The 22,542-nt window shown below is 38.9% G+C and carries 25 protein-coding genes; 2 read left to right on the top strand and 23 right to left on the bottom strand.

Translation table 11 applies throughout. From position 1 onward, the window contains the following. Window positions 1-770 precede the first annotated feature (770 nt). The 4 genes from murA to EIZ58_RS19685 form a co-directional block, all read right to left on the bottom strand. Window positions 771-2,105 carry a UDP-N-acetylglucosamine 1-carboxyvinyltransferase gene (gene murA / locus EIZ58_RS19700; RefSeq protein ID WP_134702574.1) on the bottom strand — a complete coding sequence of 445 codons (1,335 nt, stop codon included), beginning with the start codon at window positions 2,103-2,105 and terminating at the stop codon, window positions 771-773. 132 nt (window positions 2,106-2,237) lie between these two features. Further along, window positions 2,238-3,002, bottom strand: a complete 765-nt coding sequence (locus EIZ58_RS19695; RefSeq protein WP_134702573.1) for a YwmB family TATA-box binding protein — start codon at window positions 3,000-3,002, stop codon at window positions 2,238-2,240. Window positions 3,003-3,068: 66 nt separating this feature from the next. Next, window positions 3,069-3,296 (bottom strand): DUF1146 family protein, encoded by a 228-nt coding sequence (locus EIZ58_RS19690; RefSeq protein WP_134702572.1) that lies wholly within the window; start codon window positions 3,294-3,296, stop codon window positions 3,069-3,071. 12 nt (window positions 3,297-3,308) lie between these two features. Continuing rightward, complete coding sequence (locus EIZ58_RS19685; protein WP_134702571.1) at window positions 3,309-3,869, bottom strand: NUDIX domain-containing protein; 561 nt, start codon at window positions 3,867-3,869, stop codon at window positions 3,309-3,311. A gap of 145 nt (window positions 3,870-4,014) precedes the next feature. Here EIZ58_RS19685 and EIZ58_RS19680 point away from each other — a divergent pair, with 145 nt between their 5' ends. After that, window positions 4,015-4,200, top strand: coding sequence for a hypothetical protein (locus tag EIZ58_RS19680; protein WP_134702570.1), 186 nt, complete (start codon window positions 4,015-4,017; stop codon window positions 4,198-4,200). 52 nt (window positions 4,201-4,252) lie between these two features. Here EIZ58_RS19680 and EIZ58_RS19675 read toward each other — a convergent pair whose 3' ends face one another. Continuing rightward, complete coding sequence (locus EIZ58_RS19675; protein ID WP_134702569.1) at window positions 4,253-4,456, bottom strand: hypothetical protein; 204 nt, start codon at window positions 4,454-4,456, stop codon at window positions 4,253-4,255. A gap of 25 nt (window positions 4,457-4,481) precedes the next feature. Beyond that, window positions 4,482-4,889: a hypothetical protein gene (locus tag EIZ58_RS19670; RefSeq protein ID WP_134702568.1), complete on the bottom strand. Its 408-nt coding sequence runs from the start codon at window positions 4,887-4,889 to the stop codon at window positions 4,482-4,484. Between the two features lie 184 nt (window positions 4,890-5,073). On the opposite strand from EIZ58_RS19670, the gene EIZ58_RS19665 reads away from it, so the two are divergent. Beyond that, entirely contained in the window at window positions 5,074-5,406 is a 333-nt protein-coding gene (locus EIZ58_RS19665; RefSeq protein WP_134702567.1) for a helix-turn-helix domain-containing protein, read from the top strand. Between the two features lie 22 nt (window positions 5,407-5,428). On the opposite strand, the gene EIZ58_RS33550 is transcribed toward EIZ58_RS19665, so the two are convergent. The 17 genes from EIZ58_RS33550 to EIZ58_RS33545 form a co-directional block, all read right to left on the bottom strand. Further along, on the bottom strand, window positions 5,429-5,605 hold the full coding sequence (locus tag EIZ58_RS33550; protein WP_167577805.1) for a hypothetical protein: 177 nt from the start codon (window positions 5,603-5,605) through the stop codon (window positions 5,429-5,431). A gap of 17 nt (window positions 5,606-5,622) precedes the next feature. Then, on the bottom strand, window positions 5,623-7,422 hold the full coding sequence (locus tag EIZ58_RS19660) for an ABC transporter ATP-binding protein (protein WP_134702566.1): 1,800 nt from the start codon (window positions 7,420-7,422) through the stop codon (window positions 5,623-5,625). A gap of 12 nt (window positions 7,423-7,434) precedes the next feature. Beyond that, window positions 7,435-8,595 (bottom strand): nucleotidyltransferase domain-containing protein, encoded by a 1,161-nt coding sequence (locus EIZ58_RS19655; protein WP_134702565.1) that lies wholly within the window; start codon window positions 8,593-8,595, stop codon window positions 7,435-7,437. 1 nt (window position 8,596) lies between these two features. Continuing rightward, a complete protein-coding gene (locus tag EIZ58_RS19650; protein WP_134702564.1) occupies window positions 8,597-9,055 on the bottom strand; it encodes a lasso peptide biosynthesis B2 protein in 459 nt (152 codons plus the stop codon). Window positions 9,056-9,082: 27 nt separating this feature from the next. Then, complete coding sequence (locus tag EIZ58_RS19645) at window positions 9,083-9,373, bottom strand: lasso peptide biosynthesis PqqD family chaperone (RefSeq protein ID WP_134702563.1); 291 nt, start codon at window positions 9,371-9,373, stop codon at window positions 9,083-9,085. After that, window positions 9,370-10,302, bottom strand: a complete 933-nt coding sequence (locus tag EIZ58_RS19640) for a phosphoenolpyruvate carboxykinase (ATP) (protein ID WP_134702562.1) — start codon at window positions 10,300-10,302, stop codon at window positions 9,370-9,372. Before EIZ58_RS19640 ends, EIZ58_RS19645 begins: the two co-directional genes overlap by 4 nt. Window positions 10,303-10,391: 89 nt before the next feature. Further along, window positions 10,392-10,520 (bottom strand): paeninodin family lasso peptide, encoded by a 129-nt coding sequence (locus EIZ58_RS19635; protein WP_134702561.1) that lies wholly within the window; start codon window positions 10,518-10,520, stop codon window positions 10,392-10,394. 14 nt (window positions 10,521-10,534) lie between these two features. Then, the gene (locus tag EIZ58_RS19630; RefSeq protein WP_134702560.1) at window positions 10,535-12,475 is read right to left on the bottom strand and encodes a lasso peptide isopeptide bond-forming cyclase; all 1,941 of its coding nucleotides are present in this window, start codon (window positions 12,473-12,475) and stop codon (window positions 10,535-10,537) included. 230 nt (window positions 12,476-12,705) lie between these two features. Beyond that, on the bottom strand, window positions 12,706-14,106 hold the full coding sequence (locus tag EIZ58_RS19625; RefSeq protein ID WP_134702559.1) for a stalk domain-containing protein: 1,401 nt from the start codon (window positions 14,104-14,106) through the stop codon (window positions 12,706-12,708). Window positions 14,107-14,124: 18 nt separating this feature from the next. Continuing rightward, the gene (locus EIZ58_RS19620) at window positions 14,125-14,979 is read right to left on the bottom strand and encodes a metallophosphoesterase (RefSeq protein ID WP_134702558.1); all 855 of its coding nucleotides are present in this window, start codon (window positions 14,977-14,979) and stop codon (window positions 14,125-14,127) included. Window positions 14,980-15,125: 146 nt separating this feature from the next. Next, the gene (locus EIZ58_RS19615) at window positions 15,126-17,681 is read right to left on the bottom strand and encodes a right-handed parallel beta-helix repeat-containing protein (RefSeq protein ID WP_134702557.1); all 2,556 of its coding nucleotides are present in this window, start codon (window positions 17,679-17,681) and stop codon (window positions 15,126-15,128) included. Window positions 17,682-17,805: 124 nt separating this feature from the next. Beyond that, window positions 17,806-18,837: an acyltransferase family protein gene (locus EIZ58_RS19610; RefSeq protein WP_134702556.1), complete on the bottom strand. Its 1,032-nt coding sequence runs from the start codon at window positions 18,835-18,837 to the stop codon at window positions 17,806-17,808. Window positions 18,838-18,892: 55 nt separating this feature from the next. Further along, window positions 18,893-20,062, bottom strand: coding sequence for an aminotransferase class I/II-fold pyridoxal phosphate-dependent enzyme (locus tag EIZ58_RS19605; RefSeq protein WP_134702555.1), 1,170 nt, complete (start codon window positions 20,060-20,062; stop codon window positions 18,893-18,895). Between the two features lie 34 nt (window positions 20,063-20,096). Further along, window positions 20,097-20,789 carry an HAD family hydrolase gene (locus EIZ58_RS19600; protein ID WP_134702554.1) on the bottom strand — a complete coding sequence of 231 codons (693 nt, stop codon included), beginning with the start codon at window positions 20,787-20,789 and terminating at the stop codon, window positions 20,097-20,099. A gap of 1 nt (window position 20,790) precedes the next feature. Next, window positions 20,791-21,768, bottom strand: a complete 978-nt coding sequence (locus EIZ58_RS19595; RefSeq protein WP_134702553.1) for an ATP-grasp domain-containing protein — start codon at window positions 21,766-21,768, stop codon at window positions 20,791-20,793. Next, complete coding sequence (locus EIZ58_RS19590; protein WP_134702552.1) at window positions 21,758-22,360, bottom strand: sugar transferase; 603 nt, start codon at window positions 22,358-22,360, stop codon at window positions 21,758-21,760. Before EIZ58_RS19590 ends, EIZ58_RS19595 begins: the two co-directional genes overlap by 11 nt. An 18-nt stretch (window positions 22,361-22,378) precedes the next feature. Beyond that, complete coding sequence (locus tag EIZ58_RS33545) at window positions 22,379-22,531, bottom strand: YwzD family small protein (protein WP_167577804.1); 153 nt, start codon at window positions 22,529-22,531, stop codon at window positions 22,379-22,381. Window positions 22,532-22,542 lie beyond the last annotated feature (11 nt).

Below are 22,542 nucleotides of genomic sequence, written 5' to 3'. Positions count from 1 at the left end.
ATTGTTTGTTCTATAATAAGAACATTAGTAATTTTATTTAGTACAAAGGGGCTATGCCTTATGCAGGAAAAATTATCTTATACTAGTCCAGAAGTCCTAGATCATCAAAGAATTATCTTTGAGACTGTGATATCCTCCAATCCACTTCCCCCTAAAGACAACTCAAATCGAGAGCCAGGAAATGAGCTCGTTGTTCCTCCAATGGAAGATACTTCGGAACCCAACTCCCTAGTCCCTTCTCCAACCATCCTAGACAACATCCAATCCTCAGTAAGAACATTATCTTCCTTTTTTAAGGATACAACTACTGAACCAAAGTATATTCCCGATTCGGAAGCGGAACTTCCAATCGAACATCAACCACCATCTACAAGGAACACGACTCCACAGAACCCCAATCAGAAGTTCCATTACTCATCGGACATATCCCACCCCCAGGTCTCAGAGTCCATATTCTTACCGGTAACAACAGTGGACTCCCTAGTAGTAAAGCAAGAGGAAAGTACCATAGTACCTATAGCGGAATATCCCACTTCGAGCTCCCTGTTAGCCCTGCAAAGTCTAGAGCCCGTGCATTACAACCTCCCGAATGCAAGTACAAGCTCTAATTTTAGTAGTATGGAAGGCCTTATCATAGCCGGTGCCTCTGGGTTAACACTATGGATGCATCGAAGGCGAAAGCAAAAAAATGAAGACACGGACTAATATTCCTTAAATATTATTACCGTGAGAATGAAAAAATACCCCGTTACTCAGACGGGGTATTCAAGCTACGCATATGAAGTTCTAAGCTTAATCACATTTGGCGCTAGCAACTCAGCTTCTTTGATTTTCGCTTCTTCTTCAGACAAGCGTGTCACCTTTGCACCCAAGTCACGCAGCTTCCCACAAAGGTTCACGTAGCCTCGGTCGATGTGATGTAATCCTCCCACTTCGGTTTGGCCTTCGGACACCAGACCGGTAAGGACCAAAGCAGCTCCAGCACGCAAGTCCGTCGAAGTGACTTGAGCCCCTTTTAAGACGGAGTTGCCATGAACCACAGCACTACGCCCTTCAATCTTAATCTTTGCTCCCATACGCTTAAATTCATCGACATGCATAAAGCGATTCTCAAACACCGTTTCCGATACGATACTTGAGCCTTCACAAGTCAATAACAACGCCATGAACTGAGACTGCATATCGGTCGGGAAACCGGGATGCGGAAGAGTTTTCACATCGACAGCCTTCAGCTTGCCTGTAGCTGTCACATGAATACCGTTCTCCTCTTCCTTCACAATCACGCCCATCTCACGAAGCTTCGCAATCACCGGACGAAGATGATCACTAATAGCCCCTTCCACATAGACATCTCCACGAGTAATGGCAGCTGCTACCATAAAGGTTCCTGCTTCAATCCGATCTGGAATGACGGTATGAACAGCACCCGTAAGTTGCTCCACACCCTCAATCTTGATTGTTCCCGTACCCGCTCCGCGGACCTTTGCCCCCATCGCATTGAGATAGTTAGCTAAGTCTACAATTTCGGGTTCTTGGGCGGCGTTCTCAATGATGGTCGTCCCATCAGCCAAGGTAGCGGCCATCATAATATTTTCGGTAGCCCCTACACTCGCGATATCCAAGTAGATCTTGGTTCCACGAAGACGCCCTGTTACTGAGGCTTCGATATAGCCCTGACCGATGTCAATGTGAGCACCCATGGCCTCAAAGCCCTTTAGATGCTGATCGATGGGACGCGTCCCGATCGCACAACCTCCTGGCAAGGAAACTCTTGCCTTTCCTTTACGGGCCAACAAAGGACCCATCACCAAGAAAGAAGCGCGCATTTTGCGTATTAATTCGTATGGTGTTTCTGTACAATCGACTTCGGTTGCATCAACTTCCATTGTTCCGTTATGTTCATCATATGTGACATGAGCATGAAGTGCTTTTAAAACTTCGCCGATCGTATAAACATCATCCAAAGGCGGTACATCATGAATGATACTTTTGCCCGATTCAGGCAGAAGGGCTGCCGCGATGATCGGTAGGACGGCGTTTTTTGCTCCGCTAACTTTTACTTTTCCTGATAAACGTGTTCCACCGTGGACTATGATTTTGTCCAAAGTACCTTTCCCCCCGCTGCTAGTATTCCAATCCTGATTTGGTGTATGGGGTGCCAGTGCATCTCCGAAGGGGGACCCCATGTAAACATTTCGTATAGGCAGACTCCTATACGTCCGTTCCACCACTATATATCAATATTCTATAGTGATGATGGGGGTTCCAATGGTTATTCTGGTTAAGCCAAGCAGCTGATCCACATGTATGCCAGCTTGTACATTCATCGGACGGCCATTAGTCAGTATGTATGACGACAGGCGGGATGTATAAGCCGAGATACTTATGACCGTCGGATCGGCTACTTGTTCTACAACTTCAGCACCCAACAAATCAAGCAGTTTACGTAATTTCATTAATTGAACGTCATTTTCCAGTGTAACATTATAAAATCCTTGGACACAAGTGTTAAAATGAGGTAGTATTTGCGAACTTTCTAGGCCTTGATATACATGAAGATAGTGCTGTTTGAGGGCGTCTAGGGCTAAAGGCTCAGCCGAAAGTTTAACCGTCAAATAACTATCCCATGCATCAGCTCTAGATTGACTGGGTATCATCTTAACCATAAGCTCGGTTAAGACCTGTTCTTCGAGGCGTTGAAAACGGAATTCCTGTGTTTGTTGATGGTTGCGCGTTTCAGTAAGGCCCAGCGTGAACCCTAGTTGCTCCGCAAAGTTCTTTATTTCTTCAGGCTTCTCAAAGGTCCGGTAAGACGTCCCCATGTGTAGCAAAATTCGCTCCGCCTCAGCTCCTGTCTCCACCATACTATTCATGATTTCATCGAGAGCTTCCATCGTTGCTTGCTCACCTTGCTTCGGTTGCTGATCAGCAAATACCGTCCACGAAAAAAACAACAACATCAACCCCATAAGAAGGGTGTTTTTTCCCCATATGTTTTTCATTTTATATTCTCCTCTTCCCTGTTTATCTGTACTACTTAGTGTTCACAGAGAAGAGGAAATTTAAACCTAAGGAATGAACAACTGCTTCAGCATCATCGACCACCCCAAGTAATCCATAAAGAAGCGCGCCACACCATGCCCAAGCGATATAGCCACAAACATTTGCAGCACTTTTACCTGCGGACTCTTATAGTCTTTTACAAACAAGTCAAAACGAAAAGATTGAATCGCCCACCAGCTTAATGTAATAAATGCCAAGGATAAGACGATATTAATTAAACCTGTCGTACCCATACTAAACCTCCTCTATATATACCCCTTTGCCCTGCCATATAAGACAGCGTAAGACAGCTCTAAGTCCGTATAGTGACCTTCTAAAATATGGTCTATGACAACCTGTGCAGGTCGTAGCTCTATCACAAGATCCTCATAGGGATCAGGTGCTTGACAGCCAAAGGTTAGTCCCTTAGCAATAAACAAGTAGGTTTTCCTTGTGTGATGCGAAGCCATTGGATGATACATGCCGGCAGGAATCCAGGTATCAGCTAAGGCTCCCGTTTCCTCGCGAAGCTCTCTTTGAGCTGCTTGTTCTGGGGCTTCTCCCATATCAATCACGCCACCTGGGAGATTGTACTGGTGCTCCTGAATGGCATAACGAAATTGCTTTACTAGGATAATCTCTTGATTGTCTGTGATGGCAAGAACAATCACCGTTCCCGGTATCTCGTCCTCTAGATAAACATAGTCCGTTTTATCCCCTGTAGGAGACTCCAGGGTATCTTTTCGGACACGAACATACCTCTCATGAAAAGCGACAATACTCTCCAGTTTGCTCCATTTATCAAAGCCGATAGGAGTTCCCTCCAATCTTTCCTTTTTTCCTCACATAAGTATACATCAAAGCCCACTCTCATGCATAAACATATGGAAAATTGCGCTGTCGATTATTGCCTTAGGCTATATTGTCCTAAAAAGGATTTATATAGAAGTAAGCTATTAGAGGAGGGGTTCGATGAATGTCTTGTTCCGGTTTCGTTGCTCCTGCTGTGGGAAGGAAATATTGACGGATTCAGTCTTACTAAAATGCTGCAATCAATTAATGGATAATGTAGAACACGTCATTATCAGTCATCAGCAGTTAAGAGAGATGATGGGCGGGTTTCAGGGGAATGTACCGTTGAGTATGGGGCGGGGGTGAGAGATAAAATAAGGCTGCTTCGATTTTGTGCACGAGGCAGCCATCCTTTATTTTAGGAGGTAACATCAATAAATTGGCCCTTATAGGGGTGCTTAGCTGAAGGAACTGGCTTAGTCTCTGCTTTGACTTGAACAGAAATCTCTATTCGTATCGTTAAAGGGAGAGACGGATCTGGGTAACGATAAGGAGCCCTATGCTGATACCGCGGTTGTGACCAAACCGGATGGACAGGGTATAAAGAATACGGAGACCTCAATATACCTACCCCCTTATTTATTTTGTTAAATATATGCCAGGATATCGGTCAAAAATGCCCCTATCAAAAACAATAGAAACAAAAAGAAAGTTACTAGAACCGTTCGAACCCACATCGGGATCCGTTTCTTACTAGGCAATTTATATACGGGATACTTCTCAAGGGACTCCTTATCAAAACGTCTCAAGGCCTGCCTAGCCTCTTCATAATAAGAAGACCGATACCTAGTCACTTCGAAATAATGAAAAAGAGCTTTGGCGAACCGCCCCTTCTGTTCCCAGTCTTTAGCCAAGCGAAAATGCATCTCAGGGTCGTTCCCTCGCATATACTTGAGCATCTTCTCAAAGTAAGCTGGATCGTGGGGATCAATATAGACATTTCGGTCAATCTCAATCACTTGATCCTTTAAAAAGTTAGGAATCTTCCCCCCCATAATCCTCCTTCCCCCTACGAATAATATAGTATACAGGACGAGTTGTTCCCTATTAAGAACAAACATGCAAAAACCATCATTTTTCGTTGATATCATCAATAATTTTCAGCTAAAATAGTTAGGATTCAACAATCATTATCTGCTATAATGATTGCATAAATAAAAGAGTAGGTGATAATCAGTCATGATCGGCAAGCGCATCCAGCAAATTCGCCAATCCAAAGGCCTTTCCCTATCTGAACTGGCTGAACGTGCAGGGGTAGCTAAATCCTATCTCAGCACTATCGAACGCGATATCCAATCCAACCCTTCCATACAATTTCTTGAGAAAATATCTGCAGTACTGAATGTCCCTATGGATAATCTATTACATGACCCTGAGGATCGCGATCCCGCCCAGCTTGATCCTGATTGGTTTAAACTAGTACAAGACGCCATGGCTTCAGGTATTAGTAAAGAGCAGTTTCGGGAGTTTCTTGAATTTAATAAGTGGAGAAGTAACCGTGAAAAAGAGTAGTCTTTTTGCGGTTTTTTCTTTTCTACTTTAACCAATCCCATGTTCCATTTTGATGAACGCAGATGTTCTTATTAGTTCCAAATATCGTCGCGATTACACTTGGTGGCTTGCATTGGGATATGGCTGTTTCGAACCTTACAGGTTGATGATGGTTAATTTGTGGCTTAGTATACTTCTGCTTGTTATAAAGATTTTCCATGAATTATATCTCCCTTTTTACATTACTTTTGCTTGATTTCCTAATAAATGGATAAACACTCCTCTTTGTTCACTAGCAAGTTGATTAAATTGACCAGTCTGAACGATTTTTCCTTGATCCAATACAATGACTTGATCTGCGTTTCGTATCGTGGATAAACGATGAGCAATGACTATTATGGTCATTTTACCTTTTAATTGATCCAATGCTTGTTGGATCTTGGTTTCATTCTCTGAGTCTAGCGCGCTGGTGGCTTCATCTAGTACTAGAATAGACGGTTTGCGAAGGATCGCACGCGCGAGGACGAGACGCTGGCGCTCTCCTCCGGAAAGTCGTACTCCACGGTCTCCAATTTTTGTGTCCAATCCATCTGGAAGTCTCTTTACAAATTCAGCTGCTGAAGAAAATGTTAAAGCTTCCCACATCTCTTCTTCATTCGCGCTAGCTTCAATCATTTGCAGATTTTCTCTTATACTCGCGTTATACAAAAAGGGATCCTGAGGAACAAAGCTAATGGATCGTCTCAACGATAAAAGATTCTGATTTGATAACGGAACTCCATCTACAAGGACCTTCCCATGCTCCGGCTGAATAAGTCCCATTAAAATATCAATGAGTGTGCTTTTTCCAGATCCTGAACGTCCTACAATGGCCGTCATCTTATTAGCAGGAATAAACAAATTAATATTTTGAAGAGCGTAAACTGACTCCGCTTTATTGTATCGGAAATCTAACTCTTTACATTCAAATCCCTTTTCCAATCGATTCGGTCTTATATCTTGATACCCATCTGTCGGTCCTTTAATCTCTTTAGAATCCTCACATTCCTTATGTAAATCGATTAGCACTTTAAATGCAGGAATATTAGCAGCGATCTGCTCTAAATTCGATTGAATAGTTGTAAACCTTGGCCATAACCGCGAAAATATCACTATTATTACTAAAAGCTCCTCCGGTTGATTATGGAACATTTCAATTGCTAAGAAAATGAATAATACAATTAGCGTGGTAGATGATACTTTGTAGATAAGCCGGGAAGCCGACCTTACCTTCATCATTTCAACTTGTTCAACTAAAATTCTTTGAGTTAATGAGCTAAACCAAGAAATGCGCGGCTCTTCTATGCTATTACCCTTTATATCCTTAATGCCATTAAATTGATCTGTAATTCCAGACAGATAAATCGACGTAGATTCCGATGTTTGGTTACCTAGAACCTTTGATCTCTTAATATACCTTCTAGAGAAAAGAGCCAAAAAGATACCGCAAACTAACACGAAAATTGTCATTTTTGCTGATAACCAAAGGGCAATAATAATTTGAATTAGGGTGAAAACGATAGACGTTAACAGCTGTATAAAAAGATTAATACCGCTGTTAACACGTGCTAATTCCGTAATCATTAAATGGGTAAGATCTGATTTTCTTTTCCTTGAGAAAAATTCCCAGTTTGACCTAAGCAAGGATTTATAGGTTTCCAATCTTAAATGTCTAAAATATCCTTGTTGAATAACAGCGTCCCTAATAGTCAAACTTCTTTGTAAATAACCTTGACTTATTACTAATAGAATGTATATTCCAAGAATAAGCGGCAGTCCTAACGTGACTGGGAAATTACTCAAAAACCCAAAATACTTTGAAATACTAGCCGCACCTGGTTCAAGGCTTAAAACTCCGCTAAAACTCAACATCGGAATAAGGAGTAATATAGCAATGCCTTCAATTAGACTAACCAATGTCATACCAATCAAATTTACTATAAAGGTAAAGCCCGCAAAGGAATAAAAACCTTTAACAAAATGTAAAACGTGTCCCATCCACATACCCCCCTATGGCAACGCATGCTTCCTTGTTTTCCTCCATGCCCATAAGAAAGGTCGTAGTGGAAAATACAAAAAATGTAGGTGTTTAGGTAATGGCAGAATTTCAGCATCTGTAGAATACGGGTAAAAGAAGCTACAGAGAAATAAAAGCTTCTGCTGATTCGTCTTTAGATTGAACAGGTACCGTTGATGATAAGCGGACACCTCTTCAGGTAAGGGGTTTATATGTAGTTCTATTATTCTTTCAATATAAAATAAGGCTTGGTGTGCCAGCTTTCTTGGATGCTCTCCGCTTATATTGGATTGAAACTCTTCTGGGATGGGGGTGTGTAACAATTCACGGGCCAGTACTAATGCTTGGCCAACTAAATGAGAATACTGATATTGCTTGATCAGTATATTTAATTTCTCACTATCAAGTTCCCCCCTAACCATTTGGTTGATATCTAACAACCAACGAAGGCGAAACCAGCCTTCCCTCGCCCCATGTGTAATAAGAAATAAAAACAAATCTTCTCGACCTAAAAAATAAACAGGGAAATGAGTCAAGGAGCTGCATCTTTTCCTTTCCCACAGTTCATCAAAGCTTGGATCCTTGGATGGGCCAGGATTTAACCTCCAGTGGATTTCCACTTTAATCTTCTTTTGGGGGTGAAAAAAAGTGATATGATGATGTCTCCATTTCCAGTCATTTAAAACACTTTCAATATAGTCATCTTTTTCATATCCTTGGTTTATTAATAGCTTTTCTACTTGATCTAAGTCCTTCATTTGAACAAGAATATCCAAATCTCTGCAGGTTCTCTTAGAAATATCGCCATATAAATCAGAAGCCACGACAGGTCCTTTTAAGTGAAGAGAACAAATGTCATTTTCGGTAAATAGCTTACTTAAAAGCTCCATTTCCGCACATAATTGCAGCATTTTCAATGTATTTTGTTGAAAGTTATAACTTAATTTTTGGGTTACATGGGTAGGAACTTTCCCTTGCCTATTCCTTTTCAACCTGCTATATATTGTTGGATAAACACGATGATGCTTTACTAGAAGCAGAAACAAATCCCAATCAATGTCATCATATTGTTGTTGGTCATTTTCATTAGCCATAAGATTAAGTATCAACTTTAGTTCTTCCGGAAAATGAGAGTAGTTGAGATTGTAATCCATTCTAAGCTCCTTCTTGATAATTAGCGAATTTACCCACTATTGTAAACCTACTCTTCCCTTCTGCTCCAGTAATATAAATAGGTCCACTTCGAAGCCATGCGTGGGCAATCAATTCCCCATTCCTTTCCTTAGCTGTACCCAAATAAAGTGTACTCTCAATTCTACGTCTTTCTAACATTTTCAAAGCCGCAATAGCCCTTACTAGACACTTGCTATCCCAAAGGGTATATCGACTTGCAAGATTAATGACCTGAGCTACATTTTTAATTATTGGACTATGTTGGGGAGTTTCTGAACGAGAGGTTTCATTCATATAGGAACCTAATGTAGGTGCTACCTTTGAAAATGGCATATAGACAAGAAAACGCGCCCATCCTAGATATATGAAAGCCTCGATAAATAAAAGCTGTGTTTTTTTATCTAACGAAAGGAAAATGGATATTTTTTTAAGCACATTCATTTATTCCCCTACTTTTCCCCATAAAGTTCAATTGCACTCTATTAAATCTTCTTTCAATAGAAGTTCTAAGAAGGAAATTACTTGTTCTTCACATACACTTTGCGAAACATCGTACTCCTCTAATAATGTCTTAATTAATTCTGTAACCTGTACCGGTGTATAGATACGATCCCATATTGCCCCGCCCATGTCACCTAAGTTGTAGTACTTCCCTTTATGAATACTCAACATTACCTTTTCTCCATCCATATCACTAACAATATTCCCTTTGCCTTGTGAGATTTTTGAACTTAGTCGAATAGCTTTGCTCTCAATCATCTTAACTCCCCCTTAGTTAGTGTATTTAAAATAAGCGAAGACAATTTGTTGGCTGTGAATCCTGATAAAGGCCGCTGCAATTCAAAAATCTCTATTTGATTAACGATTTTAGCTGATAAGTTGAAATGCCAATCCATCAATCCCAACTGGGAGATGAGAAAATTACGATAGGTATGACGATACAACATGTAAAATCGATCCAAACCTTCTATCGCGTGTATTTTAATGTCCTCACCTTGAGTTTTTACCAACTCAAACACTCCCTTAAGGGGTACCTTTTCAGAATAGTAACTTGTAAGAACTGGAACTGCATATTTGGCTTCACGTTGAAAAATGGGGCGAAATTGATTGGACTCCATTCCCAAATTTTCTAAACTTTCCTGCCATAGCTTTTGCTGCGGATAGGAAGGAGTAACGATGGGGCCATGATCTTCTGAGAGGGACACAGCTATAATATCATCACTTATCAACGGAAACCCTTTGCTTAAAAAAGCTGAAGCTAGTGTGGATTTCCCAGCTCCCGATTCTCCTATAAAAGCATAGGCTCCTCCGTTAATAACTACTGCGCTCCCATGTAAGGGAAGTACTTTCCTTTGGGTCAGAAGTGCACCCATACATGTTCCCAATAAATAAAGTCGGATTTGGTCTTCAGCGGCACCTTCCATTGGTGAAACAATAATCTTGTTCCCTTGTTGAATAGAGAAGATTGCCGTTTTTGCGATTTTAAAAACGAACTGATTTTCTTTGGTTACAAAGTTAGATTTGGGTTTTTCTATTTTCTTCCATAATTCAGAGAGATCAGCCACTTCTATTGAGAAATCTACATTTCCCTCAAAAACTGGAAGTTCAATTAACTCCGGTAAATGAATTTCACTTGCTACGTTTAATCCAAAAATTGTGTAAGCTAACTTTTTCATTGTTCGGACCATTCACTTCACCACCTCTTTGACAAGCAGATAATAAAAGAGAAGCCCTCATACTGTTTTGCATAAGGTATAAGGGCGGACTGAAGAAATTTTTAGCTTTCATAATGAATTGTTTCATCCGGATCTGGCTGGAAAGCATCAGGAGTTGTAACCCCTGGACCTGCCATTGTCATCTTAACATCAAGAACTTCTAAAGCTGGTTTTTGCCACTGCTTTTTCATAGTATCACCTCCTTTCAAGCTATTTTCTTAATAAACCTATATACAATTAAGCTTCGCATGAGGACTTTAAAATCAGGTTCGAATACGTATCCCGGTCGCAGTTCTCCCTGGGCCTTTAAAATGGCTTCTTTTATTACTTCAACGTTAAGAATTTCTGAAACTTTTGGATCAACACAAAGCTGTTGAAGTTCATCAATAAACCTATTCCAAGAATTTGTCATACGATAAACCCCATCTGTTCCTTGAATCCCTCTTGTCTTTTGATTTAACCTGATTTGATCAGGAAGTAGATTTTTAGTTGATCTGCGAATTAGGGACCGATCTACCCCATTTTGAACAAATTGTCCTTCGGGTACTGATAAACAGTAGCGGATTACCCTGAGATCATTGGTTGGATCTCGATCCCAGAGCGAGTATCTTAAAGATAGCTTCGTTCCACTCGTACCATTAATGTTCCAATATACTAAGTGCTCAAATTGCTTTTGCCTAGCTTCATAGGCATTTATTATAGAAGTACCCGTAACATCAACACCATGTTCTTGAAGCTTATTTAACACGTTCGTTTTTCTTGCAAACTCGGGGTGAATCAACATCGGGAATGGATGAAGATTGTTTGATTTAAACAAGTTCCGAACAAAGGGAAATGCTTTTTTTCCAACAGCAGACATTACTCGAGACCTTTTTACCCCTATATTTTTGCTATATTGATTCAGTTCTTGAAATAACCTCACCCATTTCATTTGTTTTAGGAGCATAGCCTGATAGTCTAATGCTGGTCCCCAAGAAACTGTCCAGTTTCCTCTTGCCCCATTTAATAGAATTCCTATACCTTCTTCGTGTGCCTTCTCATAGATCCCCTTAAGCCAAAAGGAGTTCTCAAAGAATTTATAAGGCATTTCCATCGTATCTAGCCAATCGTTAACTTCAGTCAGGGGACTTTTCTCTTTAAAATCTAAGTAGTGGTCAAAAATATTTCCAACATACTGAACAGTTGATTGAATAAACGGCCTTTCATCGGCTACTCGGTTCCGAGGTGTCCAATCAACAAAACCCTCTACTGGCACATAGCTGAAAGTATGTAATTGCTTGTTTTCCTTATGCAACGCCCTTGCGGCAAAGCTTACTACCGAACCCGAGTCCAATCCTCCACTAAGATGAGCACCCACATTACGGGTAGTTCGCAGCCTAGCTGTTACAGCACTTTGAAAAACTTCACGAAAAGCTTCTTCATATTCTTCATCTGAGTTTAACTTTAGCTTCTCATTCGTATCCAATCTGCAATATCTAGAAAGGCTGACTCTCCCATTTGCTACAGTTATGGTATGTGATGGAGGAACTTGTTCTATATTATTAAATACAGTTGAAGAAGGATCTATGGTATCGTGCATACCAGGTACGGCTAAAAATTCAGCCAGCCACTGCTCATTTAGTCTCTTCTCAACATATGGCAACGAAAAGAAAGGCTTTATTATAGTAGAAAAGACAAACCGTTGTGAATCACGAAAATAATAAAGGGTTCGCGTTCCAGAAAAATCTCTAGCACCAAATAGTTGTTGTTTTTTTCCATCCCAAATTATGTAGGCAAAATCACCTATTAAATATCTGGGTGAATCCTCACCCCACTTTCGATAGGCGAGTAAGATCAACTCACTATCGGATATCATTTTTCTATGGGCCGTTTCCACTTGTAGTCTATCAAACAGCTCGTCACGATTATCTATAATAGCATCAGCCGTAATAGCTAACTGCCTTTCTGAGTCATAATATGGAAGTTGTTCTCCAATAGATTCAGGGGTGATCCATTGAGCGTGACAGCCAAGGAAGATATTCTCCTTATGCCATAGTTGAACATCATCTGCAGGAAAATCGCCTAATTCTCTCATTAAAAATCTGCCATGTTCTAAAGGAATCGAATGATTATGCTGCAAATGGAATATGCCTGTGATTGCACTCATTTAGTAGCTCCTCCTTTCTCTTGAAGTTAAGGGTAAATATTATTGAAATTGCTTATGGATATTCTTAATAGAGAACAACTAGGTGTTGTATATTTAGAAATTTAAAATCTATAATTTCTATCAATGTTCTTTATATAGAACATTATACAAGACTTTTTTCCTCTAGTCAAACTAATTAGATCAGAAAGTTTCAAAACTTTTCTACATCTTTCTACAAGAGTGGCAACTAACTACACTAACCATGGCTTATATAAGAGATGATAAACTTGGTCTATTTTAGACAAACCCACAGCTAACGACCTTTTAAGCTGATTTACCTTTAATTCTTCTTTCTTTACCTCAAGTAGAGAAGCTATTCCTTTTTCATATCTAGTTTTGACTTTAACCAAATCCTCCTCTGCAGCAAGAAGAGCTGCCTTACTTTTCAGATGTTCTTGTTCTAACGTCTTAACTGATTCATACTGCTTCCTTAAAAAATCCTCAAAGCGTCTTTTACCTTCAGTCCATGCCGAGGTAGTACTCTCCAAGTCCATTTTGGCTAACTCATAGGAACGATAACTAGCGGAATCGAGTTCTTTTTGGGCTAGCTCAACTTGTTTTCCAATCCTCCATAGTGAAGCATCCAAAGCCACCATCTTTTCTGTATGTTCATTCATATCAATTTTAATATTAGTTTCAGAATAAGTAGGTTTTTCCGCCAAAATATAGGAATGTCCCTTCTGCTTCCCCATCAGTATGCTAATTCTCGTCATGGCATCCTGGTAAGCAACCTCTGCTCTATACAATTCATTTTCCGCTTGTTCTCGAACAGCAATTATCTTATTTTTTTCATTCTCCGAAATCCTTCCAAGCAAAGCTTGCCCGAGGGCAATTTGTTCCTCCAACTTTGCAATTTCGCAGATTTCAATCTTATTCTTTAATTCAATTTCTGTAAGATAAATACTCCTATATCCTTCTTTAACGCTAAACATTACTTGATCCTTGGCTATTTCTACTTGCCTCCTTGCCATTTCCAAAGCCAAATCAGCAGAGTATATGATCTTCCACTCGGCATTATCACCTAAAAGTCCTTTATTAATCTCCATTCTTTTTACGTCTTGTTCAGCTTTTTTTAAGCTTTCACTGTGCTCTATTGCCCTTTTCAATACATCGTCAATAGATAGAGTTTCAGAAGTAGCTTGAAATGGCCTCACCTTATCTTGAGAAGATACGATATTAACCGTATTCGTTTTGCTATCCCAACTTACTTTAGCACCGAGCGATTCACTTATAAATCGCAATGGCACAAACGTCCTTCCATTAATTAAGAGAGGAGCAACATCGATTGGAGTTTTAATATGGTTGATTTTTGCAGTAGTAGATCCTATTTTCATCTCCACCGTAGTATTAGGTTGTATACTTGCAGTAATAATCTGATTACCTTGATCCCACTGGACTTCAGCACCTAACATACTAAATAATTCTCTCATGGGTACCATCGTAAAATCACGGTAAATAACGGGGGGATGATTAAAATGAACAAGATTATTATCTATATTTACTTGAATTACGGATTTTGCGCTTGTATAAGAGGATGGAGTAATAAAAATAACAATGGCTAGAATTACACTTCCCAGCAGAAACTTCTTCATATGTCATCACCTCCAATATTAACTCAAGTGAAATAGCGTGATCTCAGGCCTACAAAACAGACGAACAGGCATTTGTGTGGTTCCTATTCCTCGGTTGACGTAAAGGGGCATCCGCCTATTCCCTACGTGATATAATCCATTGACGAATAGCTTGGCATAGTCTTGGGATATAACCGGTCCAAACCAAGGTAACCGGACTTGCCCTCCATGGGAATGACCCGAAAACTGAGCACAAACTACAGGATACTTGCTGACCCAATCGGCAACATCTGGTTCATGTACAAGAAGCATTACACAATCTTCTTCAGATAACCCAGCGAAAGCACGCTCCAAATCTGGAACCCCATTAAGTGCATCATCTAATCCCGCTATGTATACTCGTTCTTGGTTAACTTCAATATGCCCCCGCCCGTTTTGCAAAAATATGAAATCGGAATCTCTCAGCAAACTCGGCACACTGTTGACTGGAAAGAAGTCATGGTTTCCCATAACAGCCCACTTTCCACCACGTCTTGCCTTAAGTTCCTTTAGTAACGGTAAGGCTTGCTCTGGATAAGGAAAACCTGTTTCAATCAAATCTCCAGTTAGAATAATAATGTCAGGGTTTTGAGCATTTATGATATTAATAACATGCCTAAAATCCTCAATTCCATAATGAAACCCGAAATGGACATCGCTAAATTGAACCATTTTCCAACCCTTAAACGAAGACGGCAACCTCGGGATCGTTAAACGAACTTCCTTTACCTTATACCAAAATCGTTCTGTAACAAAGGGATAGGTTCCAGCGGCTGCAACTGCCCCAAGCAATCCTAATGCTTTTGCTCCTTCCTTCAAAAAGGTACGGCGACTTAAGTCTTTTTGTGTTGTCACGAGTTACCTCACTTATTGTTCTAATTAAAATACAAATAACACAATAAGGTTCTATATAAAGAACAATACTACATAATCACTTCTAAATCAATACCATATTTTTTATCACAACAACCGTGGCTAGCTCTATGAGCTAGCCACGGTAATTAAGAGCTAATCGACCCGAAGGTTTTGAAGACTGCCACAAATCCAATTTGTTGCCACATAATATTATTATCCATAACCGTGCTTCCAGAACCAGTAGGAAATATAGGTGGAGTCGTGTGTGACGTACCGCTATTTAATGCTTCATATACATGACCCCCAGAATGGATCCTGCTACCTTTGGAATAGCTTTTATTTGGTGCCCATGTTTCACTATTTGCATAGCCTGCCTTAACACAAATCCATCCAATGAACCCTCCAGGCATTGGATTAGAATTTCTTACTTCTTGGCTCAATGCATAGTAACCCGTTACAGGTTCTGTTGAGCTTTTATAGTAAGGATCAATTTCACCATTAATTATATTATTTTGCACTAATTCTTTTTGGGCATAGCGAAGCGTAGCGCCAGTCATTACATTATTCCTGATAACCACTTGTGCCATACTTATACCAGGGAGATTATTTTCTACAGCTAATTGATTTCTCGAAGCTGAGATGGTATTATTCTCTACTGCTATCAGCCTCCCTGTATAGGTACTTTCAATCAGGATCACAGGCCGATTAAGAGTATCATTTGAATAGTTAATAATATTTCCCTTTATCATCACCTTGTCATTCGCATTTTGAATTCTTAGCAAATGGCCATTAGGTTTCTCAATGAAGCAGTCAATTAATCTAAAATCTTGCATATTATTTATCGTAAAGAGGGAGTTAATTGGGTCGGTACTAATAATTTTACATCCTCTAAATTCAATGGAATTTGTATTGCCTACACTCCCTGTACCTATTGTACCTATATCCTCCATCCTACAATTTGAATAAGTTCCACCCGGAAAACCAAGTTGGCTTATCTTCTTAAACAAGCAATTCTCAAATTTCCATCCTCCCTTAGTGCCGTTTAATATATAATTTAGATAATAGGTATCAGTACCTTCGAATGAACAATTTGAGAAGAATTGAGGTTCCTTCCTAAACTCAATAGACCAGTTAAAACTGGAGAAAGCATACTGTTTATCATAATCATTAAAAAACCTGCAGCCATCAATTCTAACATTATAGGAGAATGGATTATCTATTGATGTCACGCAATTATAGAAAAGACTATCAGAGATGCTGATCTCTTTATGATAACTGCCTAAAATTTGAGTTCTCGAGCCATAAACATGGTTGCCGGAAAATGTTACTTCGCCCGATAAGATAATCTTTGCATTATGAATTTGATTATCTCTAATCATAATTTTATCTGCACCTGCGTTGACACCCAATGATACATATTTTTCAACACTCGTAATTCTGTTCCTTGAAATTACGATATACTTCCCATTAACGATTATGACATCATATCCGTGATTATCATGAAAACTGTTTGCCTCAATATAGATAAATTGATTTAGATCAACTCCATCCTCAACGTCTATTCCACCCTGTGGATCAGTCCCTTTAATGTGATGAATACTATTTTCTCTTATATACAGATGTTTTGATCCACTAACACTTATCCCTTGCCTCCTGCAGTGGTGCAATTCACACTTTTCAATATAGATGTGTTGTGGAAAACTAGCTGTTCTTACATTGATTAGAGACTTATCACTCGAAGGAACGGTTGGCTGATGAATAACAACCTTCGCGTAGCTGGCTCCGACAGGGACTTCCACTTCATCGAAGAACTGTACTCTTGGCTTAGCTGATAAAAAGCTGTCATCATTCTTATAAAAAATCACGTCATAATAATAACCTGTTATTTCAGAACCCAGAGCCCCATAACCATTACCGTATAACCCAAAGTAACCATATTTCACTATGGCTGGTTGTTTCATGTCAATCTTTAATTTGGATCTTATCTTTTTTGTATCCATAGTTAATGTTCCGTCCGCTGTGCTGATCCCGCCTTGCTCGAATGAACTATTAAACTGAGAAGGAGTAGGGAAAATTTGTCCAAATGTACTGTTTAGGCTTATAGCATCACCTGTGCAATTATTTATTTCCAGGTTATCTATGGAAAGGTATCTAACATTATTCCCGCCATCTGATGGAGGCGTGAAACTGCCTACTGCAATTCCATAACCTCCTTCATGAGTACCTCCGTTGGAATAGTCATGTGTATCCTTATCACCCTCAATTATTCCATTTGTTATTCGACAAAATCTCTGATTTCTTTGATATTTTACTATTGAATATAATTCTAAACTATTATCTCTTATCCTCAATGTTGAACCACCTAAATTCAATGTCATAAAACTTTGTGGTTCTATTGGGTTGTTTTCATCTATTAAATATTTTCCTCTTGGCAATACAACCTCTACATAGCCTTTTTGAGATGCCCAAATCAAGGCCTCATTGATCCCTTTTGAAGTGTTAACAGCATCAGTACCATCATTTTTCACATTCCATCGATCTAGCTCTAAAACGTATGAGCCTAAAGAACGGTCATATGCGTCCGGTGCTTTTGGGATCCACTTAGATTGAATACTATCGTAGGTTAGTACATCCTTATCCGTAGGGGGTCTAGATGTTAGATCTAAGTCACAGAGATCGCCGAGGTTAGCCTTTATAGCCATTTAAATACACCCTTTCAACTTTTTTCTATATTATGTTCTAGTAGACTCAGTTGATTGGGTGTATTACAGACTTTCTTCTAATTTATTTTTTGTGTTTGCTATCTCTTATATAAATAAAGAAAGATTATCTAAGCTCAACATTTAATTCTTGTGAAGCAGGTTCAAATTTCTTCTTACTTACTAACTTTGATTTCAAATAATAATAATATTTCCTTTCAAATAATGAATAAAAAATACAACCGAGCATTATGGATAATGCACATATTAAAAATTTTGCTAAAATTAAATTCTCGACGAGAATCATTTCAGCAATATCTTCTAATACTAATAAACTAATTAAGTGAGTAAGATAGATAGAGTATGAGGCATCTCCAAAATATGTTAAGACCCTTGGAATATGTACCCTTCTTCTAATCTCTAGTTTAACTAATCCTAGTATTAGGATAGAAAAAGGGACCCCCCAGAATATAACACGATGCACCTCAAAAAAAACTTTATATTGTAAAAAAAATGAAATTATTATAGTTGAAATCCCCATCCCAGCTATCCATTTATAACTTAATTTATTTTTAATTATTACAAGTGCGATAATACAACCAAGTAGAAATTCAAGATTAAATGGACTAAAAATGAATTTTAATACTTTAGGGAGCTCTATAGGTAAAAAGAGGAAACTCATTGATGCCAGTCCCCACATCCAAAACATTGGGTAAAAAATCTTTTTATTTAAAATTAACAAACTAAATATTAAGTAAAATAGTAACTCAAATTGTAATGACCAAGCTACACCTACAATTGGCAATGTATCTTGAGGTAACAATAACAAAGATTTAACAATGTACTCAACAGACAAGGCATGACCACTAATAGTTACTAAAGTAATATAACAGAATGTAACCATCCAATATGTTGGGAAAATTCTAACCAATCGTTTTATAAGGAAGTCCCTTAGAGTATTACTTAGACCAATATCAGAATGGTGCGTATACATAATTATGAAACCACTTAATACAAAGAATAGATCTACCCCATATACACCATATACAAAGATACTATTTTCTCCAAACGCATGGAAAAAAACTATTAATATTGCTGCAACGCCTCGTAACAACTGTAGTGTTTCAAAATTGATTCTTGGAACCTCCTTTATGCCCAATTAATTACACTCCCTCTTATTATTTCCTAACGTATGCCCTCTAAACCCAATAATTTTATACTCCTTCTTCAATTCTAAGAGATTTCTTAATACAATGGATCACCCTCATTTGATCCTCTTCCGTCATATTTGACCCGGAGGGTAGGCATATACCAACCTTAAATAATCGTTCGGATACATTATCATATGTATTATGTTGATAGTATCTAGCACCTAGGAAAAGTGGTTGCATATGCAATGGTTTCCATACAGAACGAGCTTCAATATTCTCTCTACCTAATGACTCTACAATCACTTTTTTACTAACACCTACTTGACTCTCATCGATTGTTATAGCTGTGAGCCAACGATTAGACTTAGTGTTCTCCAGTTCTGGCATAAAATTTATACCGTTAATCCCTGATAGCTGTTTATAATATCTTTCAAATACTAGTCTTCTAGCTTGGACTCTCTCCTCTAAAACTCCTAATTGAGCTCTTCCAACCCCGGCTAAGATGTTACTCATCCTATAATTATATCCTATCTCACTGTGTTGATAATGAGGTGCATTATCTCTTGCCTGAGTAGCTAGGAATCGCGCTTTATTTAATAACTCGATATCATTCGAAACCAACATACCTCCACCTGAAGTCGTAATAATTTTATTACCGTTAAATGAATAAACTCCAAGTTTTCCAATGGTACCGCTAGCTTTTCCATTATAATAAGCCCCTAAGGACTCGGCAGAGTCCTCAATAACAGGTACATTGTAATAATTACATAAAGACATGATTTCATCCATCTTCGCATTCTGCCCATATAAATGAACCACAATGACGGCCTTGGGCAGCTTACCTACTTGATAAGCCTCTAAAAGTGCTCTCTCCAATGCTTGAGGTGACATATTCCACGTTTCTGGCTCAGAATCTATAAACACAGGTTCCGCACCCTCATAAAGAATTGGATTAGCACTCGCCACAAATGTAAGACTTGAACAAAATACTTCATCTCCCTTTTCTACCCCTAATAAACGTAAAGCCAGATGAATGGCAGCCGTACCGGAACTAACAGCTACAGCGTCTTCTACACCAATATAAGCTGCCATTTCTCTTTCAAATGCGTCCACATTCGGACCTAATGGAGCAACCCAATTTGTCTCGAGAGCCTCCAAGATATATTTTTTTTCATTACCGCTGAGATGAGGTGAAGAGAGATATACTCTTTCATTATTTGTTTTGACCGCCATAGTTTTACCCTACCTCCCATTTTAATAGACTCATCTATCTATTAAATAAATGCCTTAACACCTCAATATTTGATAGCTCTTTTAGATTCTCAATGCGAAAATGCGCCTGATACTTTTGTGGAAGCTCTAAATTAGAGTAGACTCCGTACTTTCGATTGATATGTACAGTCGTCCAGCCTATCTTTTTGGCTGTGACAAAGTCTTTACTGACATTGTCTCCAATATAAACGCAACTGTGATGCGGGATCCCCAAATCTTTACTGACTTGGTGATAGGGTCGCTCGCTTGGCTTCCAGTTATCTTTCCCCCATTGGTCAGTAAGAATAATAGAATCTATTCTTTTTCTTAGTCCCAAAGCTTGGACTTTGTTTTCTTGGGCAACATAAAATCCATCTGAGATTAGGCCAATTTTGACTGTAGTATCCAGTTGCTGGAGTACCCATTCGGCATCATCAAACAGATGGATTTGTGGCTTGTGGCTTCTATAATGATCTATCATATCCTTAATAAAAATATCATCATAATCAACGCCTAATCTTTCAAGTGTTTTATTAAACACATACCGTTTCTCTCCTGATCTCATCACATTAACTGCTTCAGCGTAGAAATTAGTTATCCCACGTCTCTGCTCGATCCAAGTATGAACAGCCTTATATCCGCTTAAAACATATTCGTACTCACTGTACAACGTATCATCCATATCAAAAACAACGGCTTGGATTGTCATGTTACATTTTCTCCGTAAATACGGCATGATCATATCGAAGCATCGTTAAGTCTTCACGCCAGCTGAAATCCTGCTCCAAAAACCGCTCTCCCCGTGACATTTGAATCGTCCATAAAGGGAATTTAGCCCCTGCTTCAATAGATAACGGAATGCCTCCGCCAAACCGCGGATTAATTTCAATAAAAACGATTTCCCCGTTCGGCTTCTTAAAGCATTGCAGGGTGATACATCCTACAGGTTCAGGTAGGGATTGAATCACTTTTTCTGCTGCTTTTATGATCATTTCATCCTTCTTAGTCACCCCTTTACTTACTTCACCTGCTCTCGTTTCAATGCGTAATCTAGGAACAATCGTTTTAATATTGCCTTCAAAATCCACCATCACATCCACTGTATATTCTTCACCCGAAATATATTCCTGTACCATTGCGTTCGGAATATATTCTTTAAAGAATTCTAATTCTTTCTTCGATTTGATTTTGGTAACCCCTTGGCTGGAGCTTCCGTCCAGAGGCTTAATTAATAATGGGAACGGGAGATCTTCATCTGTCAATTCTTCATCCACGAAAACCTTTGGGGTAGTAATTTGATTTTTCATGAAGAATTGATAGGTTTGGGTTTTGTCTGAAGCCAGTTCAACTAATTCCTTGCCAGAAACCAACACTTTCACACCCATCTCTTCAAAAAATCGCTTGTTTTCAGCTAAAAACAATAATTCTGTATCAATTAAAGGAATAATGATATGAATATCTTCCGTATTGCAAATATGAATAAGTGCCTGTAAATAGGATTTATCGGTTACTTTGGGAACAAGGTAATGATAATCACTAAAAAATGCTGTCGGTGCTGTATTTTTTAGATCTGCTGTAACGATCTTTCCCCTCATGTTATAGGCCACATATAATTCCTTAAAGGCTTGAATGAGTGAGACTCTCCTACCGGAGCTTGTAAACAGAATGTTTAGTACATCATTTTGCATTATTTATTCTCCCTTCAAATGTTGGCATTGTTGCATGATTAGCATTACTGATCCCTTCCGATCGAATGACTTTTTTAACCGTTAACAATAATATTTTCAGATCAAATAGAATGCTCCGATTCTCCACGTACCAAACATCAAGTTTGAATTTTTCCTCCCATGTAATAGAATTCCTTCCATTAACCTGTGCCCACCCCGTAATGCCTGGCTTTACGAAATGCCTTTTTGCCTGTTCTTCTGTGTATAATGGCAGGTAATCCATTAGCAATGGTCTTGGTCCTACGAAACTCATATCGCCTTTTAACACGTTATATAACTGTGGCAGCTCATCTAGACTATATTTCCGAATAAATCCTCCGAGTTTGGTAAGACGAATATGATCAGGCAGAAGCTCACCCTTTTCGTCCCGTTCGTCTGTCATCGTTCGAAACTTATAAAGAATAAATGGTTTACCATTTATCCCCGGACGTTGCTGCTTGAAGAAAATGGGTGTCCCAATTTTTATTCTGATAGTGATCGCTGTAGCAGCGATTACTATCCCTAGAAGGATAAGGGAAAAAAATGCTAAAATCAGGTCCAGACCTCTTTTCATTTTTCACCTCTTAAAGCCCTATTTCGATGAATGAATCACCGAGATAATATCTTTCTTAATTTCTATGATTATATCTTTTGCTTGTAAGGTTTCTGATAGTTGAGCTTTCTCATAAATATTCTTCAATATTTCCTGCAACTGTTGTCCTGTTAATTTCTCTGAGATACTCACTTTCCCTTTGC

Origin of the sequence: Ammoniphilus sp. YIM 78166 (assembly GCF_004522215.1) — a bacterium.
Taxonomy (GTDB): Bacteria; Bacillota; Bacilli; order Aneurinibacillales; family RAOX-1; genus YIM-78166.
The sequence above is the reverse complement of the archived record's forward strand: the minus strand, read 5'-3'. Positions and strand labels throughout refer to the sequence as shown.

Excerpts from the sequence above, each read along its gene's own strand:
- EIZ58_RS19670 (WP_134702568.1), bottom strand. The coding sequence starts at position 4,889 with ATGGGGGGGAAGATTCCTAACTTTTTAAAGGATCAAGTGATTGAGATT.
- EIZ58_RS19655 (WP_134702565.1), bottom strand. The coding sequence starts at position 8,595 with ATGGATTACAATCTCAACTACTCTCATTTTCCGGAAGAACTAAAGTTG.
- EIZ58_RS33550 (WP_167577805.1), bottom strand. The coding sequence starts at position 5,605 with ATGGAAAATCTTTATAACAAGCAGAAGTATACTAAGCCACAAATTAAC.
- EIZ58_RS19630 (WP_134702560.1), bottom strand. The coding sequence starts at position 12,475 with ATGAGTGCAATCACAGGCATATTCCATTTGCAGCATAATCATTCGATT.
- EIZ58_RS19695 (WP_134702573.1), bottom strand. The coding sequence starts at position 3,002 with ATGAAAAACATATGGGGAAAAAACACCCTTCTTATGGGGTTGATGTTG.
- EIZ58_RS19665 (WP_134702567.1), top strand. The coding sequence starts at position 5,074 with ATGATCGGCAAGCGCATCCAGCAAATTCGCCAATCCAAAGGCCTTTCC.
- EIZ58_RS19645 (WP_134702563.1), bottom strand. The coding sequence starts at position 9,373 with ATGATTGAGAGCAAAGCTATTCGACTAAGTTCAAAAATCTCACAAGGC.
- EIZ58_RS19605 (WP_134702555.1), bottom strand. The coding sequence starts at position 20,062 with ATGGCGGTCAAAACAAATAATGAAAGAGTATATCTCTCTTCACCTCAT.
- EIZ58_RS19690 (WP_134702572.1), bottom strand. The coding sequence starts at position 3,296 with ATGGGTACGACAGGTTTAATTAATATCGTCTTATCCTTGGCATTTATT.
- EIZ58_RS19680 (WP_134702570.1), top strand. The coding sequence starts at position 4,015 with ATGAATGTCTTGTTCCGGTTTCGTTGCTCCTGCTGTGGGAAGGAAATA.
- EIZ58_RS19615 (WP_134702557.1), bottom strand. The coding sequence starts at position 17,681 with ATGGCTATAAAGGCTAACCTCGGCGATCTCTGTGACTTAGATCTAACA.
- EIZ58_RS19650 (WP_134702564.1), bottom strand. The coding sequence starts at position 9,055 with ATGAATGTGCTTAAAAAAATATCCATTTTCCTTTCGTTAGATAAAAAA.
- EIZ58_RS19635 (WP_134702561.1), bottom strand. The coding sequence starts at position 10,520 with ATGAAAAAGCAGTGGCAAAAACCAGCTTTAGAAGTTCTTGATGTTAAG.
- EIZ58_RS19590 (WP_134702552.1), bottom strand. The coding sequence starts at position 22,360 with ATGAAAAGAGGTCTGGACCTGATTTTAGCATTTTTTTCCCTTATCCTT.
- EIZ58_RS19595 (WP_134702553.1), bottom strand. The coding sequence starts at position 21,768 with ATGCAAAATGATGTACTAAACATTCTGTTTACAAGCTCCGGTAGGAGA.
- EIZ58_RS19625 (WP_134702559.1), bottom strand. The coding sequence starts at position 14,106 with ATGAAGAAGTTTCTGCTGGGAAGTGTAATTCTAGCCATTGTTATTTTT.
- EIZ58_RS19600 (WP_134702554.1), bottom strand. The coding sequence starts at position 20,789 with ATGACAATCCAAGCCGTTGTTTTTGATATGGATGATACGTTGTACAGT.
- EIZ58_RS19640 (WP_134702562.1), bottom strand. The coding sequence starts at position 10,302 with ATGGTCCGAACAATGAAAAAGTTAGCTTACACAATTTTTGGATTAAAC.
- EIZ58_RS19660 (WP_134702566.1), bottom strand. The coding sequence starts at position 7,422 with ATGGGACACGTTTTACATTTTGTTAAAGGTTTTTATTCCTTTGCGGGC.